Genomic DNA, 20,961 nt, shown 5'->3' on the forward strand with positions numbered 1-20,961 from the left:
CGATAAAAAATAAGCAGGAGATTAATCCTGCTTATTTTTGCCTTCTTACATTTTGAGGTTTTACAATACTTGGGCGCACTTTTAAACTAGACATCGTTGGACGGAGTAGAATTTTTGTTAACGCTCCCCAATCAAATGGTAAAAACGGCCATAAATACGGTGTTTGTAAACTTTTTATAGACGTTAAAAATAAAATCAATATCGTCATTCCAACCACAAATCCCATTTCATGAAATATACCTGTCAAAATAATGACAAATAGCTTTCCGACTTTATTCCCAAGCCCTAATTCATAACTCGGTGTTGCATATGCTCCGATCATAGAAACTGCTACGTATAAAATTACTTCTGGTACAAACAAACCTACATCAATGGCAATTTGACCAATTAATATGGCAGAAATTAATCCTGCTGCAGACGACAATGATGTCGGTGTATGAATGGCAGCCATCCTTAAAAATTCGAGTCCGATTTCGGCCATCAAAATTTGTAATAAAATTGGTAAATGCGTCATCTTGTTCGGTCCAATGAAAGCAAGACTTTCCGGTAAAAGAGTTGGATCAAAAACAAACACTAACCAAAATGGCAATAAGAACAGTGAAAATATAACACCTAAAAAACGTACCCAACGTAAAAATGTACCTACAGCTGGATTTTGCCTAAACTCTTCTGCATGCTGTAAATGATGAAAATATGTTGTCGGTGTAATCATAGCACTTGGCGATGTGTCAACGAGTACTAACACATGTCCTTCTAATAGATGATTTGCTGCTACATCTGGTCTTTCTGTATATCGAATAAGCGGGAAGGGATTATAGCCTTGTTTAACTACAAATTCCTCTATCGTTTTATCCGCCATCGTAATCCCGTCTACTTCAATGTTATTTAATTCTTGTTTTATAATTTTAACTAAATCCGGATTTGCAACATCTTGTACATATGTAATACAAATATCCGTTTGTGATCTATCTCCTACTCGAATCATTTCATTTCGAAGACGTGGGTCACGTATCCTTCTACGAATTAACGCTGTATTTACAACGATATTTTCAACAAATCCATCCCTTGCACCACGTACTACCTTTTCTGTATCTGGTTCTGTCGGCGTCCGGCCCGGATAACTACGAACATCTATTGCAAACGCTTCTGTTTCACCTTCCACAAATATAACGATGAGTCCTGATAATACTTGAAGCATTACCTCATCCATCGTTTTCACTTTGCTTACTTGTTGATGGATTAAACGATTCTCTAAAAGCTTCACTGTATCTTCTTCTACATCCCTTATCTCATTTGTATCCACCGCTTCTTCTAAAATAGGGATAATATAATTTGTATCACAAAGTCCATTTACAAATAACACACCAATTTCTTTATTCAAAATTTGAAATTTACGAATGCCAACGTCGTATGTAACACCCAGTCCAGCTGTTTGCTTTAAGTAATTTTCATTATCACTTATGAAAGATGAAATAGGGATTTCCACTTTTTTAGGTTTCGTCATAAAAACCACTCCTTTCCAAAATTAATTGAATCGCTTTTCTAGTAATAGGTGATCCTCTCTCCCATTCATCGTTTCCACACATCTTACCAATATCACCAACTCCCACAATGACAGGAACATTCAGATCATCTAAACAATAAATTGTATCTCCGCTAATTCTGCCAATTTCACCATCTGGAAGTCCAAATTTATCAACACCGTATTCGGTTAAATTCCCGTTCCGATCTACACTGACATCTACACGTGCCCATTCCCAATGATGTGTATTAGACGCTACTGCCAAAATCCCCAGTACATCAATTTGTTTATGTGTGGCTACATATTTTAAAGCCTTTTCACCAGATCCTTCTCCAATAAATCCACTGTCATCAAACATGACAAATACAGGGTCATATGGCGTTTGCATAATAAGCTCAACAACTTTCTTCCCTGTCAATTTGGTTGGATTACTTTGTGATGCTGAAATACACCTTCCCCCAAATTCCTTCGTTAAAAGCTCAATTGTCCGCTTTGCATATTCATCTCCATCTGTGACCAAAACAACCCTTCGTCTCATTTGATTTATCCTTTCGGTTTACATATAAGTGCTACAAAAAATGAAAATAAAATCGCTGCAGAAATGCCTGCAGACGTTAAACTAAACATACCCATACCAATCCCAATATATCCGTGTTTTTCTGCCGCATGCATTGCCCCATGTAATAGTGAATGTCCAAAACTTGTAATAGGAACTGTCGCACCAGCACCAGCAAACTTTATAAGCTTATCGTACAATCCGAATCCATCTAAAACTGCTCCTATAACTACAAAGGTAGCCATTAAATGGGCTGGTGTTAACTTTGCGAAATCTAACAATACCTGTCCAATTACACAAATGGCACCTCCTACAAGAAATGCATATATAAAATCCACAATTCACTCTCCCTTCACTCTCTCAAATACGACACCATGTGCAATTGTTGGAATGGTTTCTTTCTGCTGCATCATCATCGGACTTAATAACGCGCCAGTAGCAACGACAAAAATTCGTTGTAAATTCCCTTTTTGCATCTCGCTTAATAAATGACCATATGTGACAACAGCTGAACAAGCACAACCACTACCACCGGCAAATACTTCTTCTTGACCGGAATCATAAATCATTAATCCGCAATCATTATATATATGCCCAAGATCATAACCTTCTTCCAGTAACAGTTGTTTTGCGATTGGTGTCCCAATAGCTGATAAATCACCGGTAACAATCAAATCATAATCTGCTGCACTCCTCTTCAAATCTTCAAAATGTTGTTGAATTGTATGAGCAGCAGCAGGTGCCATCGCCGACCCCATATCTAAAGGATTCGCAATCCCTAAATCTTGCACTTTTCCAATCGTAGCTGCCGTAATTTTAATGGCACTTTTTTCTTTACTAATTAATATGGATCCCGCACCTGTAACAGTGGAATTTGCTGTTCCTGGTTTTTGTCCCCCATACTCTGTTGGATAACGGAACTGTCTTTCAGCCGTTGCATTATGACTACTTACCGTCGCTAAAACACGATTTGCGAATCCACCATCTATAAAGGCTGATCCAACCGCTAAAGTCTCCATCGAGGTTGCACAAGCGCTAAACATCCCTAAAAAGGGAATCCCCCACTTACGCGCAACATAATTTGCTGTCACTGTTTGATTTAATAAATCACCTGCTAAAAAGAAATCAATTTGTGATGTCTTTACATTTCCTTTTTGCAAGACTTGTTGAATTGAATCTGACATTAATCTTCGTTCAGCAAGTTCCCAGTTTTCCTCTCCGCAATGTAAATCATCATATGAAATATCAAAATCCTTCCCAAGAGGGCCTTCAGCTTCTTTTGGACCAACAGCAGTACCGGTTGCATTCACATAAATATCATTTTGAAATACCCACGTTTGTTTTCCAGTCAACCTCATACTAGCCCCTCCTTTAAGACATAAAAATGTTAAAAGTATATCTTATTAATCCAATAACGTATGCACCAACGACCCCAAAAACGATAACACTTCCCGCTAGCTTAAACATATTTGTAGCAACTCCAAGCACAATTCCTTCACTCTTATGTTCTAGCGCAGCGCTCGCCATAGAATTCGCAAATCCCGTAACAGGTACGGCCGATCCCGCTCCAGCAAATTGACCGATTTTATCATATACACCACAACCTGTTAAAATCGCCGATAATAATACAAGCGTTGCAACTGTCGGATTTCCTGCCTCTTGTTCACTGAAATGAAAATAATGTATATAAAATTTCATTAATACTTCTCCGACAGTACAAATGAGTCCACCTACAAGAAATGCCTTGACACAATTTAGGAAATAGTTTGGTTTTGGATGGTACTCCTTCACTTTATTTATGTAATCATCCTTTAGTTTTCGCCCTGTCATTTATATATTGCCTCCTACTTTACGAAATAAATCCAGTGAAACAATGAGCCTATTACTTTGCCAAGTACAAGAGCAACGAGTAAAACAACGATTTTCCCTTCTACCCCTACTCGTTTCGCTAAAATAGGTAAAACATTTAACACTTCTGTTAATGCAGCTGCAAGCATTCCAATGAATGTGCCACAAAATAGTCCTAATATAACAAGCCAATATTGCGATGTTTGAAATGTAATGTTTTTCAAACTACACCAAGCTCCTGTTAACGTACCTGCAATAACTGCCCACTCAAAATATTGAATGTGCTTTCCACTTCTCGTTAATTGAGCTAGTCGGGGGATTATACCAAGTACAGCTAAAAATGCGACATATCCGCTACCTACTGCAATTCCTCCCGCTAAACCAATTAAAATAACAAGCCCAGACTCAATCATCGGCAAGTTGTTTCATATTGTCCTTGTTTTCATGAACAATTACATATTGGTCAAGTGACTGCTGGTATTGGAACATCTCCACTTCTAACGGACTCGGCTCTTCATTAATTCGCTTTTGAAATACATGATTAAAAAATAAAACCATACCTAACCCAAGACCTACTGAATAAGGAATTTGAAATAGAAGTGGTTGTGCCTTAAATTCTCCCGTAATCATGTAATATAACCGCTGGTGTACTTGTTGCATACTTACATCTTCATGGAAATAAATGATCGCAAGAGCCGCTCCAATAAAAAGTAACAACCATACAAGTCCGAAGAAAATCGGATGTACTTTCTTTTTTTCATATATAATTTCAACAAGAGTTTGTCCAGAACCGAGTAAATTAATTTGTATATGAGCCGCTTTTTGTTGAATAATCTCAATAATTTTCATAACATCAATTACAACATGCGTCTTATCATGCGCTGTTATTTTGTAAACTACCTCATTCTGTAATGACTCAACTACCATAGCATCTCCGGCAAGTTGAGCGACATCACCCAGTTTCACTTCATACGTAGGAGAAACTTTTAATCGATTACGCATTTTAATATAAATTGTTTGTTCCAATTTCCATTCACCTCTTCACTCTTCCTCGTAGTTGTAGTATGGTTATTGAATTTTTTTCTAATACAATTTTTTCATAAAAAAACATCTGTACCGTTTCGGTACAGATGTTTTTTAGTTTATGCCTTTTTCTTAAATAAATTTGCAATACTTAATGCGAGTCCTCCCCAAATGACTACCATACCAATAACCATCATCATAATCGCTGATCCGCTCATTATGAAACACCCCGATCTTTCCATTCTTTTTCAAGCTTAGCAGAATCTGAATGTATTTGTGCATTCCATTTCTTTATACTAATGATTAGTGCAACGATAAGGAACGCTGCTGCAATTGACCAACCATATGTTACGATAAACTCCGTTGGATAATCTCCGTAGTTCTTTTTAATATTTTGGATTGTCCCATCAATTAACATGTATCCTAACATAAGCGGGGTAATAACGAGTAAACTCACTCTCCAAAACGTCCCTAACTTAATATCAGATACGAAGTTTGCGTGATTTTGATAAACTGGTAAACGGCGTAGAATGAGCCCTATCGTAACTACTTCCACTAATGCAATTGAAATTAACCCGAAGTTATTAGCGAAATAATCAACAACATCTAGGAACATAAGCCCACCACGTGTTGCAAAAACAAGAGACACTAGTACGAGAAGCGTTCCCATAATTCCAATTGTTTTTTGGCGGCTTAAGCTGAACTTTTCAGATACGGCCGCAAAACATACTTCCGCAAGCGAAATGAGGGATGTAATTCCGGCAACCGTTAATGATAAGAAAAACAATACGCCAAATAACGGTGACATCGGTAATTCATTAATAATTTGCGGGAATACTACGAATGCAAGTCCTACACCAGCACTTGCTACTTTATCAACTGGTACTCCCATATTGTTTGCCATAAATCCAAGAGCTGCAAAGACCCCAATCCCTGCTAATAATTCAAATCCTGAGTTTGCAAAGCCAGTAATAAAGGCATTATTTGTTGTATCTGAGTTTTTCGGTAAATAACTAGAATACGTAATCATAATTCCAAATGCTAAAGATAAGCTAAAGAAAATTTGACCATAAGCAGCAAGCCATACCTTCCCATCAAAAATACGACTCCAATCTGGTTTGAAGAATGCATCTAATCCTTGCATCGCACCTTCCATCGTCACTGCACGAACTACGATAATAAGGAACATAACAACTAGTAAAGGAATGAAAATGCGGTTAACCACTTCGATTCCTTTTTTAACTCCTTTGAATGCAACACCAAGCACAATAATCCAAACGAGAGCTAATGGAATCAATACTTCCGGCACAAGCCCCCCAAACTGCCCTGGCTTATCTGCAACATGTAAGTACTCTTTAAATAAAAATGATTGCGTGTCTTTCCCCCATGCTCCAGTAATTGCAAAGTACGTATATGAAATAGACCAAGCAATAATTACTGCATAATATGTTGAAACGATAAATGTTACACACATTTGCCACCATCCGATGAATTCAGCACGCGGACTAATACGGAAGAACGTAAGTGGCGCTGAACCACGGTGACGATGCCCAAGAGCAAATTCAAACGCCAATAATGAAATACCAGTCGTTAATAATGCGAATAAGTACGGTAAAAAGAATGCGCCTCCCCCATTTTCATACGCTGTATAAGGAAAACGCCATATGTTTCCTAATCCAACGGCAGAGCCGACCGCTGCGAAAATAAATCCAGCCCTCGTTCCCCATTGTTGCCTCGTTTCCATATTTTCTTCCCCCTTTGTGACAAGTTCATACTTGGATTATATTTTAAATTTACTATACCACCAATAAATTCTGTTAATTTTTACAAAAGTTTACAATCCCTACTAAATTAAAGTCATAAAAAAAATCGAATAGATAGCTATTCATCTATTCGATCTTTCATCTGTTTTAATATTTTCTTTTCAAGTCTTGAAACTTGTACTTGCGAAATGCCTATTCGTTCCGCTACTTCTGATTGGGTTTGATCTTTATAGTAGCGTAAATACACGATTAAACGTTCTCTATCATCTAATTCTCTAATTGCTTCTTTTAAAGCAATTTTATCAAACCATTTCGTTTCAGATTGATCTGCAATTTGATCTAAAATAGTGATTGGATCCCCGTCGTTTTCATACACCGTTTCATGTATGGATGAAGGAGCTCGACTCGCTTCTTGCGCCAGAACAACTTCCTCTGGCGTTAGTTCTAACGCTTCGGCTACTTCATTAATCGTTGGGGCCCTTCCAAATTCTTTCGAAAGCTCGTCTCTCATCTTTCGAATTTTATTTCCTGTTTCTTTTAAAGATCTACTTACCTTCACTGATCCATCATCACGTAAAAATCGTTGTATTTCTCCAATAATCATTGGAACTGCATATGTTGAAAATTTCACGTCGAAAGATAAATCAAATTTATCTACCGATTTTAATAGCCCAATACATCCAATTTGAAATAAATCGTCTGGTTCGTACCCTCGATTAAGAAAACGCTGCACAACCGACCATACGAGACGCATATTACTTTGAACGATTGTATCTCTCGCTTGTTGATCTCCATCTTGACTTTGTTGAATTAACGCTTTTAGCTCGTGGTCCTTTAACTGAGGTTTCTTCTTCTCATTTTTGACCTCTATGTCCATAGGCTATTCTCCTTAATTGCATAGAGCGTTACTATTTGATAAGTATTTTGTCAAATGGATTGTTGTCCCGAAAGATTCGTTTGAAATAACTTCTACTTCATCCATAAAATTTTCCATGATAGTAAATCCCATTCCGGAACGCTCTAATTCAGGTTTAGTTGTAAAAAGGGGTTGCCTTGCTTCATCTAAATCAAAGATGCCAATCCCTTCATCTCGAATCGTGAGTTTCACCATTGCTTCTTCCAAAATTACAGAAATATAAACAACACCTTCTGCATTTCCTTCGTACCCATGAATAATTGCATTCGTAACTGCTTCTGACACAACTGTTTTAATCTCCGTAAGTTCTTCCATCGTTGGGTCTAGTTGCGCAATGAAAGCAGCTACTGTAACGCGAGCGAACGATTCATTTTGACTTAATGCTGAAAATTGAAGGTTCATTTCATTTCTCATTTATGCCACCCCCAACGTCGCGAGCGCATGCGCTTCACTTTCTTCTAAACGAACAATTTTAAATAAGCCCGACATTTCAAATAAACGTTTAACAGGCGGTGAAATTGCACAAACAACCATTTCTCCACCTAATCCCTTTACATGCTTATATCGGCCTAATATAACACCTAAACCAGAACTATCCATAAACGATAAGTTCTCTAGGCTCAAAACAATATGATGAACACCATGTGTCTCAATCATATCTGTTACTTTCGTTCGCAACTCTTCAGCAGTATGATGATCTAATTCACCCGCTAGTCTCACACATAGGACGTCACGTTTTACTTCTAATTGCATGGAAAGACTCACACGATTTCCTCCTTATGCTCAAACTTTACTCATTTACATACATAAAGATTTTCGTGATACAACATAAGAATCCTTCCTGCTGACAAAAGAAGAACTATTTCGCCATAAAGTGAAACGATTCAGCAATTATTTACTTTCATACGAATAGAAAAGCGGCAAAATATTTGCCGCTATTTTGATGTTGAAAACATCCCAAAACTTCTTTTAAATAACTCCCACCAGCTCGCTGCAGCAACATCTTCTTTTGCTACAATTGTTTGTTTTAATAAAACATCTTTATCTTTTTTAATAACTAGTGTACCGAGCGCGTCACCTTTTTTAATCGGCGCTTTCACTTTCTTTTCAGCAATTACTTCTTGCTTTACTTTGTCCATATTTTCGCCCTTCTTCATAAGAAGAGACACATTGTCTGACGCAACTAAATCTACTTTTTCTTTTTTCCCTTTTCCTACTTGTACAGTCTTAATTTTTTCGCCTCGTGTATACATTTTTTTTGTCATATATTGTCCAAATGCGTAGTCAAGAAGCTTTGTTACTTGGTTGTTCCGTTCTTTCGATGTAGGTGCTCCCATAACAACTGAAATAACACGCATCCCATTCTTTTCAGCCGATGCTGTTAAACAATATTTTGCTTCTGTCGTAAAGCCCGTTTTCACACCATCTACTCCAGGATAAAAACGTACTAACTTATTCGTATTCACGAGCCAAAACTTCTTATCCGTATCTTCACGTAAATAGTCTTCGTATTTACCTGTATATTTGCGAATAAGTGGGTACTTCATCAATTCTTTTGCCATTATAGCCATATCATTTGCTGTGGAATAATGCTCTTTAGCCGGAAGACCTGTTGGATTTTGAAAATGAGTGTTTTTCAGTCCTAAGTCTTTCGCTTTTTTGTTCATCATATTTACAAAACCTTCTTCTGAACCAGCGATATGCTCTGCTACTGCAACAGACGCATCATTTCCAGATGCAATGGCAATACCCTTTAGCATTTCATTTACAGTCATCTCTTCCCCAGGCTCTAAAAAGATTTGTGATCCACCCATTGAAGCCGCATGCTCACTTGCTCTAACTTTATCGGTCAGTTTTAGTTTTCCTTTTTCAACTTGTTCCATAATTAATAGCATTGTCATAATCTTCGTCATACTAGCAGGTGGTAATTTCTCATTTGGATTTTTATCAAACAAAACTTTACCTGTATCTTGTTCAATTACAATTGCTGACGACGCTTGTTCCGCTAACTTCGGCGCTGTTTCTTCTGTTTTCTCCTGCTTCGTCTTCTCAGATTGTGCGAAACTAACTGAAGTACCAGAAAGCAATAACATGAAACAAACAAGTATTCCAAAAACTCGCTTCATGACTAACCCTCCATTCTATATCAGACCTATTTTTTCCAATTTTTTATTTTTTAATACCATATTTTTCTAATATTTTCAGTTGACAAATACATTCACCACCTATATTGTATTAATTGTATTACATACAGTAGTACACTTAATACAAGTCAGAAAGGAGACATTGCTCTTGCATATTCAACTTGATCCAAGAAGCAACACTCCGATATGGGAACAAATTGTTCAAAATATAAAAGAACTCGTATTGAAGAACATGTTAGCTCCAAGTGACAAACTACCTTCTGTACGCGAACTCGCTTCTTTACTCGTTATAAACCCAAACACAGTGAGTAAAGCGTACCAAGAGTTAGAGCGACAAGGGATTATTGAAACATTAAGAGGAAAAGGAACATTTGTATCCCAATCGATTACCCCAACATTAGACGAAAGGAAAATCGCTATGGTTGAAAAGCAATTTCATCAATTACTATTAGAAGCCTCTTATCTTGGTGTTACGAAAGATAAAATTCATGATTGGATAGATTCATACTATAAAGAGATTGGAGGAAATACGGATGCTGAAAGTGACAAGCTTGAAGAAAACAATTGATAATCAAACGATTTTAGATGATGTTTCTTTCACATTACAAAGAGGAAGTATCATCGGATTACTCGGAAGAAACGGTGCAGGGAAAACAACTTTATTACGAACGATGGTCGGTATTTTAGACCCTGATGCCGGGACTGTTACATATGAAGATACAAACATTCATCAGTGTCCTGAAATAAAGCAAAAAATTGTATATGTCCCTGATTCTACTAACATACTAAACGGATATACGGTAAAAGAAATTGTAAAGTTTTACAAGCAAGTTTATACCGCATTTGATGAAGCGTATTTCTATGAACTGTTAGAACGTTTTAACTTACCAAACAAACGAATTCGTAGCTATTCAAAAGGAATGAAAGCATTGCTTGCCATCATTTTAGCCGTTTCTACAAAAGCAGAATATATCATTTTAGATGAACCGACAAATGGACTTGATCCTATCGTTAAACGGCAGATTCTCCAATTTCTCGTTGGAGAAGTTGCAGAAAAAGAGATTACCATTTTTATCTCAACTCACCATTTAGATGAAGTGGAACAAATTGCGGATACAATTATTATATTAAAAGGCCATACTATATCTTCTATTACATCACTAGACGATGCCAAATCACGATTTGCAAAAATACAAGTAGCTTACGAACGTTCATTACCTCAAAAACTAGAAAACTTAAGCAATATTAAAATATTAAATCAAACAGGTAAAGTATTTACAATCTTAATTGAGGGAAATGTGGCTACAACACTGGAGAAGTTTTATAAAGAACAACCTATACTCATTGAAGAATTAACAATGTCACTTGAAGATGTCTTCGTTACGACACTGGAGGAGGATGGGTATGTTTCATAAGGCGTTGTGGACGTGGAATTGGAAGCGCGGGAAATATGCTGTGTTGCTATTCTTCTTTAGTTCGCTTTACCTTTTATCTTTAGGATACTATAGAAGCGCTCAGATGGAACTCGATAAATATTACGAATTACAAGAAAAAGGGAAACAGTATTATTATTTTTATACCTTTTCTTCAGGAGAAGGTAATAGTTTTTTGTTAACTGTTCTTATCATTGCTTTAGCCTGCTTATTGATAGGATGGGAACGTAGCAACCAATCTAATACACTACTTATGACGATGCCGATTAAAAGAAAACATGTTTTCTTATCTAAATGGGCTTTCGGTTCCTTTTGTATTGTAAGCTCGTTACTTATAAATTGGATTCTTATGTATGTTATTTATAGAACAACCATTCATTTTGATTACCAATCATTCAGTCCGTTTCATCGATACTTTCTTTATGCAATTGTTTCTTATGTTGCAGTCTATACAGCTGCTCTATGTATCGGTACTTTTACTGGAAGCATTGTTTCGCAGGTCATTTTTTGCATTCCATGGCTACTAATGGGGCTTACATTTATTCCACTAGTGTACACTTTTACGCTAAACCATTTAGAGGCTACCAATACTAAAAGTAATAAATTAGATCAACAACTTTATGAATTCAATCAAAAAACAAATATAGTTGCACCAATTTATCGCTTTTCTATTGATTATAACTATCATCCAGAACACCTTGAGAAGGAAAACGATCCAGCTACTTTAAGAAATCCAGTATCTCATAAATATTATTCAGCCAAATCGATGTTTGTCCCTATTCTCTATACGATTTTTTACTTACTACTTGGAACATATTTATATATGCGATCACCAAATGAAAACAGTCAAAAGATATTTATTTTCCAAACACATTTAAAAATATGGATATGGGGGACAACCATTTACTTTTCACTACTAGGTGGCTATAAAATCAATCAATTTTATTTCTTACCTAACTACTATATCAGTTTGTTTCTCGCTGGAATCATTACTTATGTTGTATTATCACGCCTAACAAATTATAAAGTTTTTTAAAGGAGAGATCCTATGTTTCAAAAAGCACTATGGCTAAGAACATATCAACAAAGTAAATATGTTGTATGGTTATTTTGGCTCGTCAGCTTCTATACTTTGTCATATTACTACTATATGACTTCTATTCAACAGCAACACTTTCTAAATGACAATAAAAAATGGAACTATGTATATCATTATCACTTTGATTTAACACTTCTAGATCCTGTCATGCTGTTAGGTAGCGTACTGATCATTCTAGCTTGTACGTTAATTGGATGGGAAAGACAAAATAACGCTAGCGACTTGTTATGGTCTATGCCCTTTAAGCGTTCACACCTTTATATAACAAAGTGGTTGTTTGGAATCTGTAATATTGCCGCTGTTGTCATTTTAAACTGGGGGCTATTTGCTATTATGAAAAGGTTGACTTTTCATAATAAATATCAAGTATTTTCCCCGTTTCATAGTTACTTTATATATATGTTAATTGTATTAATCGCTATTTATACACTCGCATTATGCGTAGGAACAATAACTGGGAATATTATCTCGCAAGGATTTCTCACTGCCGTTATATTCATCTTCCCATTATTACTTCCACCACTTATATCAGGAGTCATCGCTGTTCACTCGAATGTCGACTTTCATGAGAAGAATGGCCGTATACATGATGTTATGGAAAACATACGTATTTCTGGTCCAGCAGAAGATTTTAATATTAACTTTAATTATGATCCACAAAGCGCTTATACCGATCAAAATGGAGTACGTCATAACGAACCAAACTTTACAAAGATTCCGCCGGCAAAAACATTGATTGCACCTATCGCACATATCATTATTTTATTACCACTCGGTATATATTTATATGCCCGTTCAGTCAATGAGCGAAATGGTAACTACTTATTATATCCAAAACTGCAAAAAGTAGTATTGACTTGTGCAATTTTCTTTGGTGGGACCATTGGAGGTTTAATGTTAAGTGGCGCGCAGTCATTGCCTAGCTTTTACATCGGATTTTTAGTTACTAGTTTAATTATGTATTTCTTCCTGCCAAAAATATTAAAATGGAAGTTTACTTGGAATATTAACTAAATTCAACATAATCACATGTTGGGCATTGGAGGAATAACATGTTTTATAAGGCTTTATGGTTACATCATTACAAGCAAAGTAAGTACATTCTTTTACTCTTTGCTTGTAGTAGTTTTTGGTTTTTACCTATTAGCTATTTTAATGATTTACAGATTCAACTAACAAGTCTTTCAGCAAACCAAGATAACTATTTCAGCTATAGTTTAAATGGGGATACTCTTATCATCCCCTTCATTCCAACTTTCATATTACTCGCTTGTTCATTAATAAGTTGGGAAAAACGAAATCAAACAGATCATCTGTTATTCGCAATGCCATTCACGAGAAAAGAACTTTTTCTTTCTAAATGGCTGTTCGGGACAATTGTAATTATATTCATAATGAGCCTTAATATCATCTTAATGTATTTTATCCTAACGGTTAATCTGTTTAACCAATATCAATCCTTCGGGCCAATACTTACATTATTATGTTATGTTACCATTACATGGATTGCGATTTTTACAATAGCAATTTTTATAGGAACAATTGCTGGTAATGTCATTTCACATAGTATATTAAGCTTAGTTTTTATTATATTACCATCTGGACTAAGTATGTTGCTGTTTCATTTCACTTGGATTCACACAAATATATCTACAACTGAATTTTTCCTTAAGAAGGCGAATTACACATCATATGTAGAGAACATTGAAGTTTTTGCACCTACTAATAATACTTATATATCTTATACATTTAATCCAAAAGTAAAAGAAGTAAACATTAATAATCTAAAAGAATCCGTTACGGTGCAACACCAATTCCAGCCCATCTGGAAACTTATCACTCCGATTCTATATATTCTTTTTCTTTTACCATTAGGAGTATTTTTCTATAATCGGACAAAAAATGAAAATAACGGTAAACTATTATTATTCACTAAACTACAACGTCTATTTATACCGTGTGTCACGATATGTTTCGCACTATTAGGAGGCTGGTTAACAGGTGAAAAAAATGATCCAATATTAAGTTATTACGCTGGATTCCTAATAATAGGAGTATTTAGCTATGTAGTACTTAACTATTCCATAAATAAAAAATTTTTACTTCGCACGAAATAACCTCCTTCAAAAGGAGGTTATTTCACATTCTCTCTTCTTTTCCCATACTCTTTTTCTTGCTTCGTTCCAAATCCATCACCATTTGCCACGATTTGATCTGTTGGAGCAACTATGCTTTCAGCAATTCTCCATTCTCCCCCTTGTTGAATAAACACTTGCATAAAATAATTCATGCCATTTAACTGATATGGATTTTCCTTTTTCACTTCATAACGTGCTGCAACATAATACACTTGCACATTCTCAGCCTCAAACTTAGAAATATATTGTGATAATCTAGGGATGTACTGTGATGCTTTCTGAAGTGGAAGCTGTTTTACTTTTATAAGAGAAGACTTTGTCACATTGCTTATCGTATCTTCATGCCGAATGTTATCACTATGATGAAATAAAATAGCATTCTGCATTGAACGGATCCATAGCTTTGAATATAAAACAGGTTGCTTATTTGAAATATGTTGTAATTCTTTTTGAACGACTTGAAGAGGCGTAGCCGCATCCGCGAACTGATTAAAGCAGAAAAAACTTCCAATCATAATGAAAAGCGTACAAATACGTTTCATAATTTTTCACTCCGATTCTTTTTAATTAAAGTATTGGAGTTTCAAAATATTTTTATTCAAAAGAAAAAGGATAGGAAAGCTTTCGCTTCCTATCCTCATTTATTATAATACGCGGCCAAATAAATCTAAAACCATTTCGATTTCTTGGTCGCTCCAACCTTTAAATCTCTCTTTATAATATTCTTTACGCACAGCTTCAAGTTTTTCAGTTACTTCTCTTCCGTGTTCTGTAATTTCTAGGTACACGATACGACGGTCTGAATTTGAACGCTTTCTTTCTACAAACCCTTTTCGTACGAGACGATCAGTAACAGCTGTAATATGACTGGAGGTTACGTTTACTTCACTCGCAATTTGCGAAGCCATCTGTGGACTGTTTAAAAATAACGCGCGTAATACAGAAAATTCATTGTATGGCATATGTTCTGCAAAACGTGTATTAATATCATTTTGTAATAAACGTATCATCTTTCGGAATGATCCGGATAACTCTAAAATCAGTGTTTCTCTTTTTTCGTTCACTAGCCTCGTCCCTTTTTTATCATATTTACACATATTATAATCTATAAATACCTATGTTGTATATGCTTTCTTCCCTCAACATTCTCATTTATGTAACTTTTTTCATATAAATTTCTTTTTTGTTCACACATATACATATAAATAAGGATGGTGATGGAAGATGCAAGGTGGAATGAATCCTTATTTACACAACGTACGCACAGCTAATACTGGTAAAGAAGCGACTATTACTGTACAAGGTGAAGGTGTTGTCAAAGCAAAACCCAATGTTGTTATATTAACGATTGGTATTCGTACAGATCATAAAAATGTAAAACAGGCACAAGAAGAGAATGCAGTGCAATCAAAACAATTATTGGATGCACTAAAACAACTAGGTATTGCCGACAAAAATATAGAAACCATTTCATATACAATTACGCCCCAGTACGAATATGTAAATGATAAAGCATTATTACAAGGATATCGTGTGGAACATTTGTATGAAATTACCGTTTTAAATGTACAAAAAGCAGGGGAAGTATATGATATAGCCGTTTCAAATGGAGCAAACTTAGCAAAAGGGTTACGTTTTCGAATATCTCATCCAAATAAATATTATGAGCAAGCTCTCATTCAAGCTCTGCAACAAGCGGTAGAAAAAGCTCGTGCTATTGCGAGTACATACAATTTAAACATTAATCCTGTTCCACTCTCATTCGTTGAAGAATCTGCCCAATTACCACGGGAAGTGACGTCCTATGCTACTTTACATGCGCAAGCAGCTCCGCCCATTCAATCAGGAGAATTAGAAATCATTTCAACAATACGAGCGATTTTTACGTATTTATAAATAATTTCTTTTATAAGTAAACGTTATCATTTTCCTTGTTGTAAAAACATGATGTTCTGATATAATAAAGGACGGTGAGCTCTTACGAAAGAGATATCACGGGTGGGAGAGGGATATGAAAAAGAAGGTTTAACATGAAAGGAATACTTGAAAGAACATTTAAATTAGGTTTACACGAAACATCACCAAAACAAGAAGTTTTAGCTGGAGTTACGTCATTTTTCACGATCGTATATATTATGATTGTAAATGCATCAATTTTATCGGATGCTGGCATTCCTCTTGAAGCTGGAATTTTAGCAACTGTTTTCAGTTCATTTGTCGGATGTCTGCTCATGGCATTTTGGGCAAATGCACCTGCTATTCTTGTCCCTGGTATGGGCGTAAATGCATTCTTCACGTACACTGCTGTGCATACGCTCGGATTAGCTTGGCAGGAAGCATTAGCAGCTGTCTTCATCTCTGGTATTATTTTTGCAATTGCTGCGTTTACACCAATCGCTCGCGTGCTTTCAGTATCGATTCCAAAGTCATTAAAGGAAGCTATTACTGTCGGCATCGGATTATTTTTAGCATTTATCGGATTGCAAAAAGGTGGTTTAGTCGTTTCGAATCCAAATACTGCTGTTGCAATGGGTAAATTAAGTAACCCTGTCGTTCTTGCGACACTACTTACTCTTATCGTTGCACTTGTACTATTTATTCGTAACGTACGTGGAAACTTTTTATGGACGATTGCAATAGGAACTGGTATTGCATGGCTATTTGGTCTTGTTGATACAAGTCAAATCGGAAATAGTTCATTCTCATTCGCTAATTACGGCGATGTGTTTGGAGCTATGTCATTTGGCAAACTTTCTTCCTTACCGTTTTGGATTGCAACATTCTCCTTAAGCATGGTGCTTATTTTTGAGAACATGGGACTTCTGCACGGTTTATTAGAAGATGACCGTAAATTCCCACGTGCTTACCAAGCCAATGCAATTTCAGCAATGACATGTGGTCTATTTGGCACAAGCCCTACTGTATCAACAGTAGAAAGTGCCGCAGGTATTACTGCAGGTGGAAAGACAGGTCTGACGTCTATCGTTACAGGGTTGTTATTCTTTGCATCACTGTTTGTACTTCCGTTTGTGAAACTAATTCCTGATAGTGCCATTGCACCAATATTAATTATTATTGGCGGCCTGATGATTACAAGCATTCAACAAATTCCTCTGAACGATTTTTCAGAAGGATTTCCAGCGTTCTTAATTATCGTCATGATCCCGCTCACATATAGTATCGCTGATGGCATTGCGTTCGGATTTATTGCTTATCCTATCTTAAAAATTGCTCTTGGAAAGCGTAAAGAAGTCGCACCGTCTATGTATATCGTTACATGCTTATTCTTAGCCATGTTTGTATTACATGCTATTGGTTAAGTAAAAACACCGAGGAATTTTCCTCGGTGTTTTTACTTAAACCACCCTTTTTTATAAAACCAAGCCATCATCCCACCGCCAATTAGCGCCATTAGAAGTAGACAAATAAAATAACTATATTGTCCACCAAGCTCTGGCATATGCGTAAAGTTCATTCCGTATACTCCCGCAATAAATGTTAATGGCATGAAAATAGTCGAGAATACAGTTAATGTTTTCATAATGTTATTCATATGATGTGAGTTTAATGAAAAATAGCTATCCCGAATATCTGCCGTTAACTCGCGGCTTGCCTCAATCATTTCTGTTAGTTTAAGCAAATGGTCATGTATATCTTTAAAGTAAATCTCATGATCACTTATACCGTAAAAACGAGTCGAATTTAAAATACGATACAATAAATCACGCATCGGAATGATTGTGCGCCTTAGCTTCGATAAATCTGCACGTATATCAAATACTTCTTCTAATACACTTCCTGCTGTCTCACCCGTTAAATTATCATCAATTGCATTTAAATGATCCTCAATGTAATATACAGGCGCAAAATAGTCATCTACAATTTGGTCGATAATTGTATGAGCTACGTGTAAAGGACTATTTTTAATACGCTTCTTTTCTCCAAGTGTTTTCCATACTCTTTCGATTGCATTGTTATGAGAAAAGTGGAAAGAAACAATAAAACGATCACTAATAAATAAATCGATCTCGTGCGGTTCTAATCCATCCTCACCAAATGCATGAAGAACTAAAAAGTTATATCCATCATAAAAATCAACTTTTGGCCTCTGTACATATTCTATACAGTCTTCAATTGCAAGGGGATGGAACTTAAAATGATCTTGCAAAATGTATGTATACTCTTCTTTCGTTGGCTTATATAAATCTAGCCAATACCATACAATATGGTCTTTCGTTGTTTCTTCTAGCGAAACATCATATAATACTTCATCTGTTTTTGTTATTGCACAAATTCTAATCATAATTTCACCCATTATTATTATAAACAAAAAATAGCAAAAAAAGCCAAGGAGAAATACTCCTTGGCCCTTTTTTATTATTCAGTAACGATGCCGTGCACTAATGTTGGTGCATCTACATGTTCGTTAGCAATCTTCATGTTCTCATAAATTTTTGCTTTTACATCTTCCACATTTTCACGGTTTGCGTAAATTGTAACAAGGGATTCACCTTTTTTCACGCTGTCCCCTACTTTTTTGCGAAGCATTAAGCCAACTGCTAAATCAATTTCAGATTCCTTCGTCGCACGTCCTGCTCCTAAAAGCATTGCTGCTGTTCCGATTTCATCTGCAACGATTTCTGATACATAACCGTCTTCCTTCGCTTCTACTTCAATTTTAAACTGTGCTTGTGGTAATTTAGAAGGATCATCAACAACAGAAGCATCGCCGCCTTGCGCTGATAAGAACGTTTTAAATGATTCTAGCGCTTTACCGTTGTTCATTACTTCAATTAATTTCTCACGTGCATCTTCTAAAGATGAAGCTTGTCCAGCAAGGTATACCATTTGACTTCCAAGTGTTAAACATAACTCTTCTAAATCTTTCGGCCCCTTACCTTGTAATGTATCAATTGCTTCTTGTACTTCAAGTGCGTTACCAATCGCCTCACCAAGTGGTTGACTCATATCAGAAATAACAGCCATCGTATTACGACCAACGTTATTACCAATGCGCACCATTGCTTCTGCTAAACGTTTTGCATCTTCATCTGTTTTCATAAATGCACCTGCTCCAGTTTTTACATCAAGAACAATTGCATCTGCACCAGCAGCAATTTTTTTACTCATAATCGAGCTTGCAATAAGCGGAATTGAGTTTACTGTTGCCGTTACATCACGAAGTGCATATAACTTTTTATCGGCAGGTGTTAAGTTTCCACTTTGACCAATAACTGCGATTTTGTTTTCATTTACAAGTCGCATGAATTCATCATTTTCGATTTCAACATGGAATCCTGGAACTGCTTCTAATTTATCAATTGTACCACCAGTATGTCCTAACCCACGTCCAGACATTTTTGCAACCGGTACACCTAAAGCGGCTACTAATGGACCTAACACAAGTGTTGTTGTATCACCAACACCACCTGTTGAGTGCTTATCTACTTTTACCCCTTCAATAGCTGATAAGTCGATTGTATCACCGCTATTTACCATTGCCATCGTTAAATCAGCACGTTCTTGATCGTTCATATCTTGGAAGAAAATTGCCATTGCAAGTGAACTTACTTGATAATCAGGAATATCACCATTCGTATATCCTTCAACAATAAAGTTAATTTCTTCTGTCGTTAATGCATGTCCGTCACGTTTTTTTGCAATTAGGTCCACCATTCTCATTGTGAGGTCACCCCTTCATTTGTTTTACGATTGCTTTTACTAATGCTAAGAAGTTAGCTTTAACACGTTCTGTCGTTTCAATTACTTCATCGTGGTGAAGTGGCTGATCTAAAATACCAGCTGCCATATTTGAAATACAAGAAATACCAAGTACTTTCATACCAGCATGACGCGCTACAATTACTTCTGGTACTGTAGACATACCAACTGCATCTCCGCCAAGTGTACGAAGCATACGAATTTCAGCAGGTGTTTCATATACAGGACCTGTCATTCCAACGTATACACCTTCTTGTACTTTAATATTTAAGTCCGCTGCAACTTGTTTCGCCATTTCACGAAGTTCTGGTGTATATGATGTAGACATATCAGGGAAACGCACACCCATTTCAGAATCATTCGGTCCGATTAATGGATTTGTACCCATGAAGTTAATGTGATCTGAAATTAACATAAGATCGCCTGGCTCAAATGATGTATTTACACCACCAGCTGCATTTGTTACAACAACTGTTTCTACACCTAGTTCTTTCATAACACGAACTGGGAATGTTACTTTTTGCATGTCGTATCCTTCATAGAAGTGGAAACGTCCTTGCATTGCTACTACTGTTACACCTTGAAGTGTACCGAATACTAGTTGACCTGCATGACCTTCTACAGTTGATACTGGGAATTCAGGGATTTCACTGTAAGGTACTGTTACTGCGTTCTCGATTTCATCTGCTAATACACCTAGTCCAGATCCAAGGATTAGTCCTACTTGTGGCGTTTCTTGAAATTTCTCTTTTAAGTATGAAGCTGATTTTGTAATAAGTTCACGATTCATTTGTTTAT

25 protein-coding genes are annotated in these 20,961 nt (G+C 36.2%); 7 read left to right on the plus strand and 18 right to left on the minus strand.

Annotated features, from left to right (window positions below; all coding sequences use genetic code 11):
- Positions 1 to 31: 31 nt before the first annotated feature.
- The 13 genes from spoVAF to dacF form a co-directional block, all read right to left on the minus strand.
- A complete protein-coding gene (spoVAF, locus tag AC3WTA_RS07965) occupies positions 32 to 1,504 on the minus strand; it encodes a spore germination protein SpoVAF (protein ID WP_000165598.1) in 1,473 nt (490 codons plus the stop codon).
- Positions 1,491 to 2,060: a stage V sporulation protein SpoVABEA gene (gene spoVAEA / locus AC3WTA_RS07970; protein WP_001254417.1), complete on the minus strand. Its 570-nt coding sequence runs from the start codon at positions 2,058 to 2,060 to the stop codon at positions 1,491 to 1,493. The genes spoVAF and spoVAEA overlap by 14 nt, the downstream gene beginning before the upstream one ends.
- A 5-nt stretch (positions 2,061 to 2,065) precedes the next feature.
- Positions 2,066 to 2,416 (minus strand): stage V sporulation protein AE, encoded by a 351-nt coding sequence (gene spoVAE, locus AC3WTA_RS07975; RefSeq protein WP_000345909.1) that lies wholly within the window; start codon positions 2,414 to 2,416, stop codon positions 2,066 to 2,068.
- Positions 2,417 to 2,419: 3 nt separating this feature from the next.
- Complete coding sequence (gene spoVAD, locus AC3WTA_RS07980; RefSeq protein WP_001241142.1) at positions 2,420 to 3,436, minus strand: stage V sporulation protein AD; 1,017 nt, start codon at positions 3,434 to 3,436, stop codon at positions 2,420 to 2,422.
- Between the two features lie 13 nt (positions 3,437 to 3,449).
- Positions 3,450 to 3,908: a stage V sporulation protein AC gene (gene spoVAC, locus AC3WTA_RS07985; RefSeq protein WP_000147732.1), complete on the minus strand. Its 459-nt coding sequence runs from the start codon at positions 3,906 to 3,908 to the stop codon at positions 3,450 to 3,452.
- 14 nt (positions 3,909 to 3,922) lie between these two features.
- Positions 3,923 to 4,339, minus strand: coding sequence for a stage V sporulation protein SpoVAB (gene spoVAB, locus AC3WTA_RS07990; RefSeq protein WP_000572950.1), 417 nt, complete (start codon positions 4,337 to 4,339; stop codon positions 3,923 to 3,925).
- Positions 4,332 to 4,952, minus strand: a complete 621-nt coding sequence (gene spoVAA, locus AC3WTA_RS07995) for a stage V sporulation protein SpoVAA (RefSeq protein ID WP_000438359.1) — start codon at positions 4,950 to 4,952, stop codon at positions 4,332 to 4,334. Before spoVAA ends, spoVAB begins: the two co-directional genes overlap by 8 nt.
- Positions 4,953 to 5,068: 116 nt before the next feature.
- Complete coding sequence (locus tag AC3WTA_RS08000) at positions 5,069 to 5,167, minus strand: methionine/alanine import family NSS transporter small subunit (protein ID WP_000016829.1); 99 nt, start codon at positions 5,165 to 5,167, stop codon at positions 5,069 to 5,071.
- Positions 5,167 to 6,693, minus strand: coding sequence for a sodium-dependent transporter (locus AC3WTA_RS08005; RefSeq protein WP_000450093.1), 1,527 nt, complete (start codon positions 6,691 to 6,693; stop codon positions 5,167 to 5,169). Before AC3WTA_RS08005 ends, AC3WTA_RS08000 begins: the two co-directional genes overlap by 1 nt.
- Before the next feature lie 137 nt (positions 6,694 to 6,830).
- Positions 6,831 to 7,589 carry an RNA polymerase sporulation sigma factor SigF gene (gene sigF / locus AC3WTA_RS08010; RefSeq protein WP_000350733.1) on the minus strand — a complete coding sequence of 253 codons (759 nt, stop codon included), beginning with the start codon at positions 7,587 to 7,589 and terminating at the stop codon, positions 6,831 to 6,833.
- Between the two features lie 12 nt (positions 7,590 to 7,601).
- The gene (gene spoIIAB, locus AC3WTA_RS08015) at positions 7,602 to 8,042 is read right to left on the minus strand and encodes an anti-sigma F factor (RefSeq protein ID WP_001243399.1); all 441 of its coding nucleotides are present in this window, start codon (positions 8,040 to 8,042) and stop codon (positions 7,602 to 7,604) included.
- Positions 8,043 to 8,393, minus strand: a complete 351-nt coding sequence (spoIIAA, locus tag AC3WTA_RS08020; protein ID WP_000059133.1) for an anti-sigma F factor antagonist — start codon at positions 8,391 to 8,393, stop codon at positions 8,043 to 8,045.
- Positions 8,394 to 8,563: 170 nt separating this feature from the next.
- The gene (dacF, locus tag AC3WTA_RS08025; protein ID WP_000831989.1) at positions 8,564 to 9,754 is read right to left on the minus strand and encodes a serine-type D-Ala-D-Ala carboxypeptidase DacF; all 1,191 of its coding nucleotides are present in this window, start codon (positions 9,752 to 9,754) and stop codon (positions 8,564 to 8,566) included.
- A gap of 166 nt (positions 9,755 to 9,920) precedes the next feature.
- Between dacF and AC3WTA_RS08030 the strand changes: the two genes are divergently transcribed.
- From AC3WTA_RS08030 to AC3WTA_RS08050, 5 genes are read left to right on the plus strand one after another with little or no spacing between them, the layout of a single operon-like run.
- Positions 9,921 to 10,340: a GntR family transcriptional regulator gene (locus AC3WTA_RS08030; RefSeq protein WP_000548040.1), complete on the plus strand. Its 420-nt coding sequence runs from the start codon at positions 9,921 to 9,923 to the stop codon at positions 10,338 to 10,340.
- On the plus strand, positions 10,306 to 11,187 hold the full coding sequence (locus AC3WTA_RS08035; protein ID WP_000922145.1) for an ABC transporter ATP-binding protein: 882 nt from the start codon (positions 10,306 to 10,308) through the stop codon (positions 11,185 to 11,187). The genes AC3WTA_RS08030 and AC3WTA_RS08035 overlap by 35 nt, the downstream gene beginning before the upstream one ends.
- Complete coding sequence (locus AC3WTA_RS08040; protein ID WP_492332859.1) at positions 11,177 to 12,241, plus strand: ABC transporter permease; 1,065 nt, start codon at positions 11,177 to 11,179, stop codon at positions 12,239 to 12,241. The genes AC3WTA_RS08035 and AC3WTA_RS08040 overlap by 11 nt, the downstream gene beginning before the upstream one ends.
- Before the next feature lie 12 nt (positions 12,242 to 12,253).
- Positions 12,254 to 13,318, plus strand: a complete 1,065-nt coding sequence (locus tag AC3WTA_RS08045; protein WP_000486554.1) for an ABC transporter permease subunit — start codon at positions 12,254 to 12,256, stop codon at positions 13,316 to 13,318.
- 38 nt (positions 13,319 to 13,356) lie between these two features.
- A complete protein-coding gene (locus tag AC3WTA_RS08050) occupies positions 13,357 to 14,421 on the plus strand; it encodes an ABC-2 transporter permease (protein ID WP_000499417.1) in 1,065 nt (354 codons plus the stop codon).
- 17 nt (positions 14,422 to 14,438) lie between these two features.
- Here the strand turns inward: AC3WTA_RS08050 and AC3WTA_RS08055 are convergent, their stop codons facing one another.
- Positions 14,439 to 14,984 (minus strand): hypothetical protein, encoded by a 546-nt coding sequence (locus AC3WTA_RS08055; protein ID WP_000820923.1) that lies wholly within the window; start codon positions 14,982 to 14,984, stop codon positions 14,439 to 14,441.
- 102 nt (positions 14,985 to 15,086) lie between these two features.
- Entirely contained in the window at positions 15,087 to 15,506 is a 420-nt protein-coding gene (locus AC3WTA_RS08060; protein WP_001003312.1) for a MarR family winged helix-turn-helix transcriptional regulator, read from the minus strand.
- A gap of 160 nt (positions 15,507 to 15,666) precedes the next feature.
- Here AC3WTA_RS08060 and AC3WTA_RS08065 point away from each other — a divergent pair, with 160 nt between their 5' ends.
- Together AC3WTA_RS08065 and AC3WTA_RS08070 are read left to right on the plus strand one after the other, a co-directional pair.
- Complete coding sequence (locus AC3WTA_RS08065) at positions 15,667 to 16,338, plus strand: SIMPL domain-containing protein (RefSeq protein ID WP_001161444.1); 672 nt, start codon at positions 15,667 to 15,669, stop codon at positions 16,336 to 16,338.
- Positions 16,339 to 16,472: 134 nt separating this feature from the next.
- Positions 16,473 to 17,762 carry an NCS2 family permease gene (locus tag AC3WTA_RS08070; RefSeq protein WP_000676235.1) on the plus strand — a complete coding sequence of 430 codons (1,290 nt, stop codon included), beginning with the start codon at positions 16,473 to 16,475 and terminating at the stop codon, positions 17,760 to 17,762.
- 32 nt (positions 17,763 to 17,794) lie between these two features.
- Here the strand turns inward: AC3WTA_RS08070 and corA are convergent, their stop codons facing one another.
- The 3 genes from corA to AC3WTA_RS08085 form a co-directional block, all read right to left on the minus strand.
- The gene (corA, locus tag AC3WTA_RS08075; RefSeq protein WP_002008459.1) at positions 17,795 to 18,757 is read right to left on the minus strand and encodes a magnesium/cobalt transporter CorA; all 963 of its coding nucleotides are present in this window, start codon (positions 18,755 to 18,757) and stop codon (positions 17,795 to 17,797) included.
- A gap of 62 nt (positions 18,758 to 18,819) precedes the next feature.
- Complete coding sequence (locus tag AC3WTA_RS08080) at positions 18,820 to 20,124, minus strand: pyrimidine-nucleoside phosphorylase (protein ID WP_001243077.1); 1,305 nt, start codon at positions 20,122 to 20,124, stop codon at positions 18,820 to 18,822.
- A 7-nt stretch (positions 20,125 to 20,131) separates the two neighbouring features.
- Positions 20,132 to 20,953 (minus strand): purine-nucleoside phosphorylase, encoded by an 822-nt coding sequence (locus tag AC3WTA_RS08085; RefSeq protein ID WP_001078443.1) that lies wholly within the window; start codon positions 20,951 to 20,953, stop codon positions 20,132 to 20,134.
- Positions 20,954 to 20,961: the final 8 nt, after the last annotated feature.

The organism is Bacillus sp. EB106-07-01-XG149 (genome assembly GCF_058791555.1).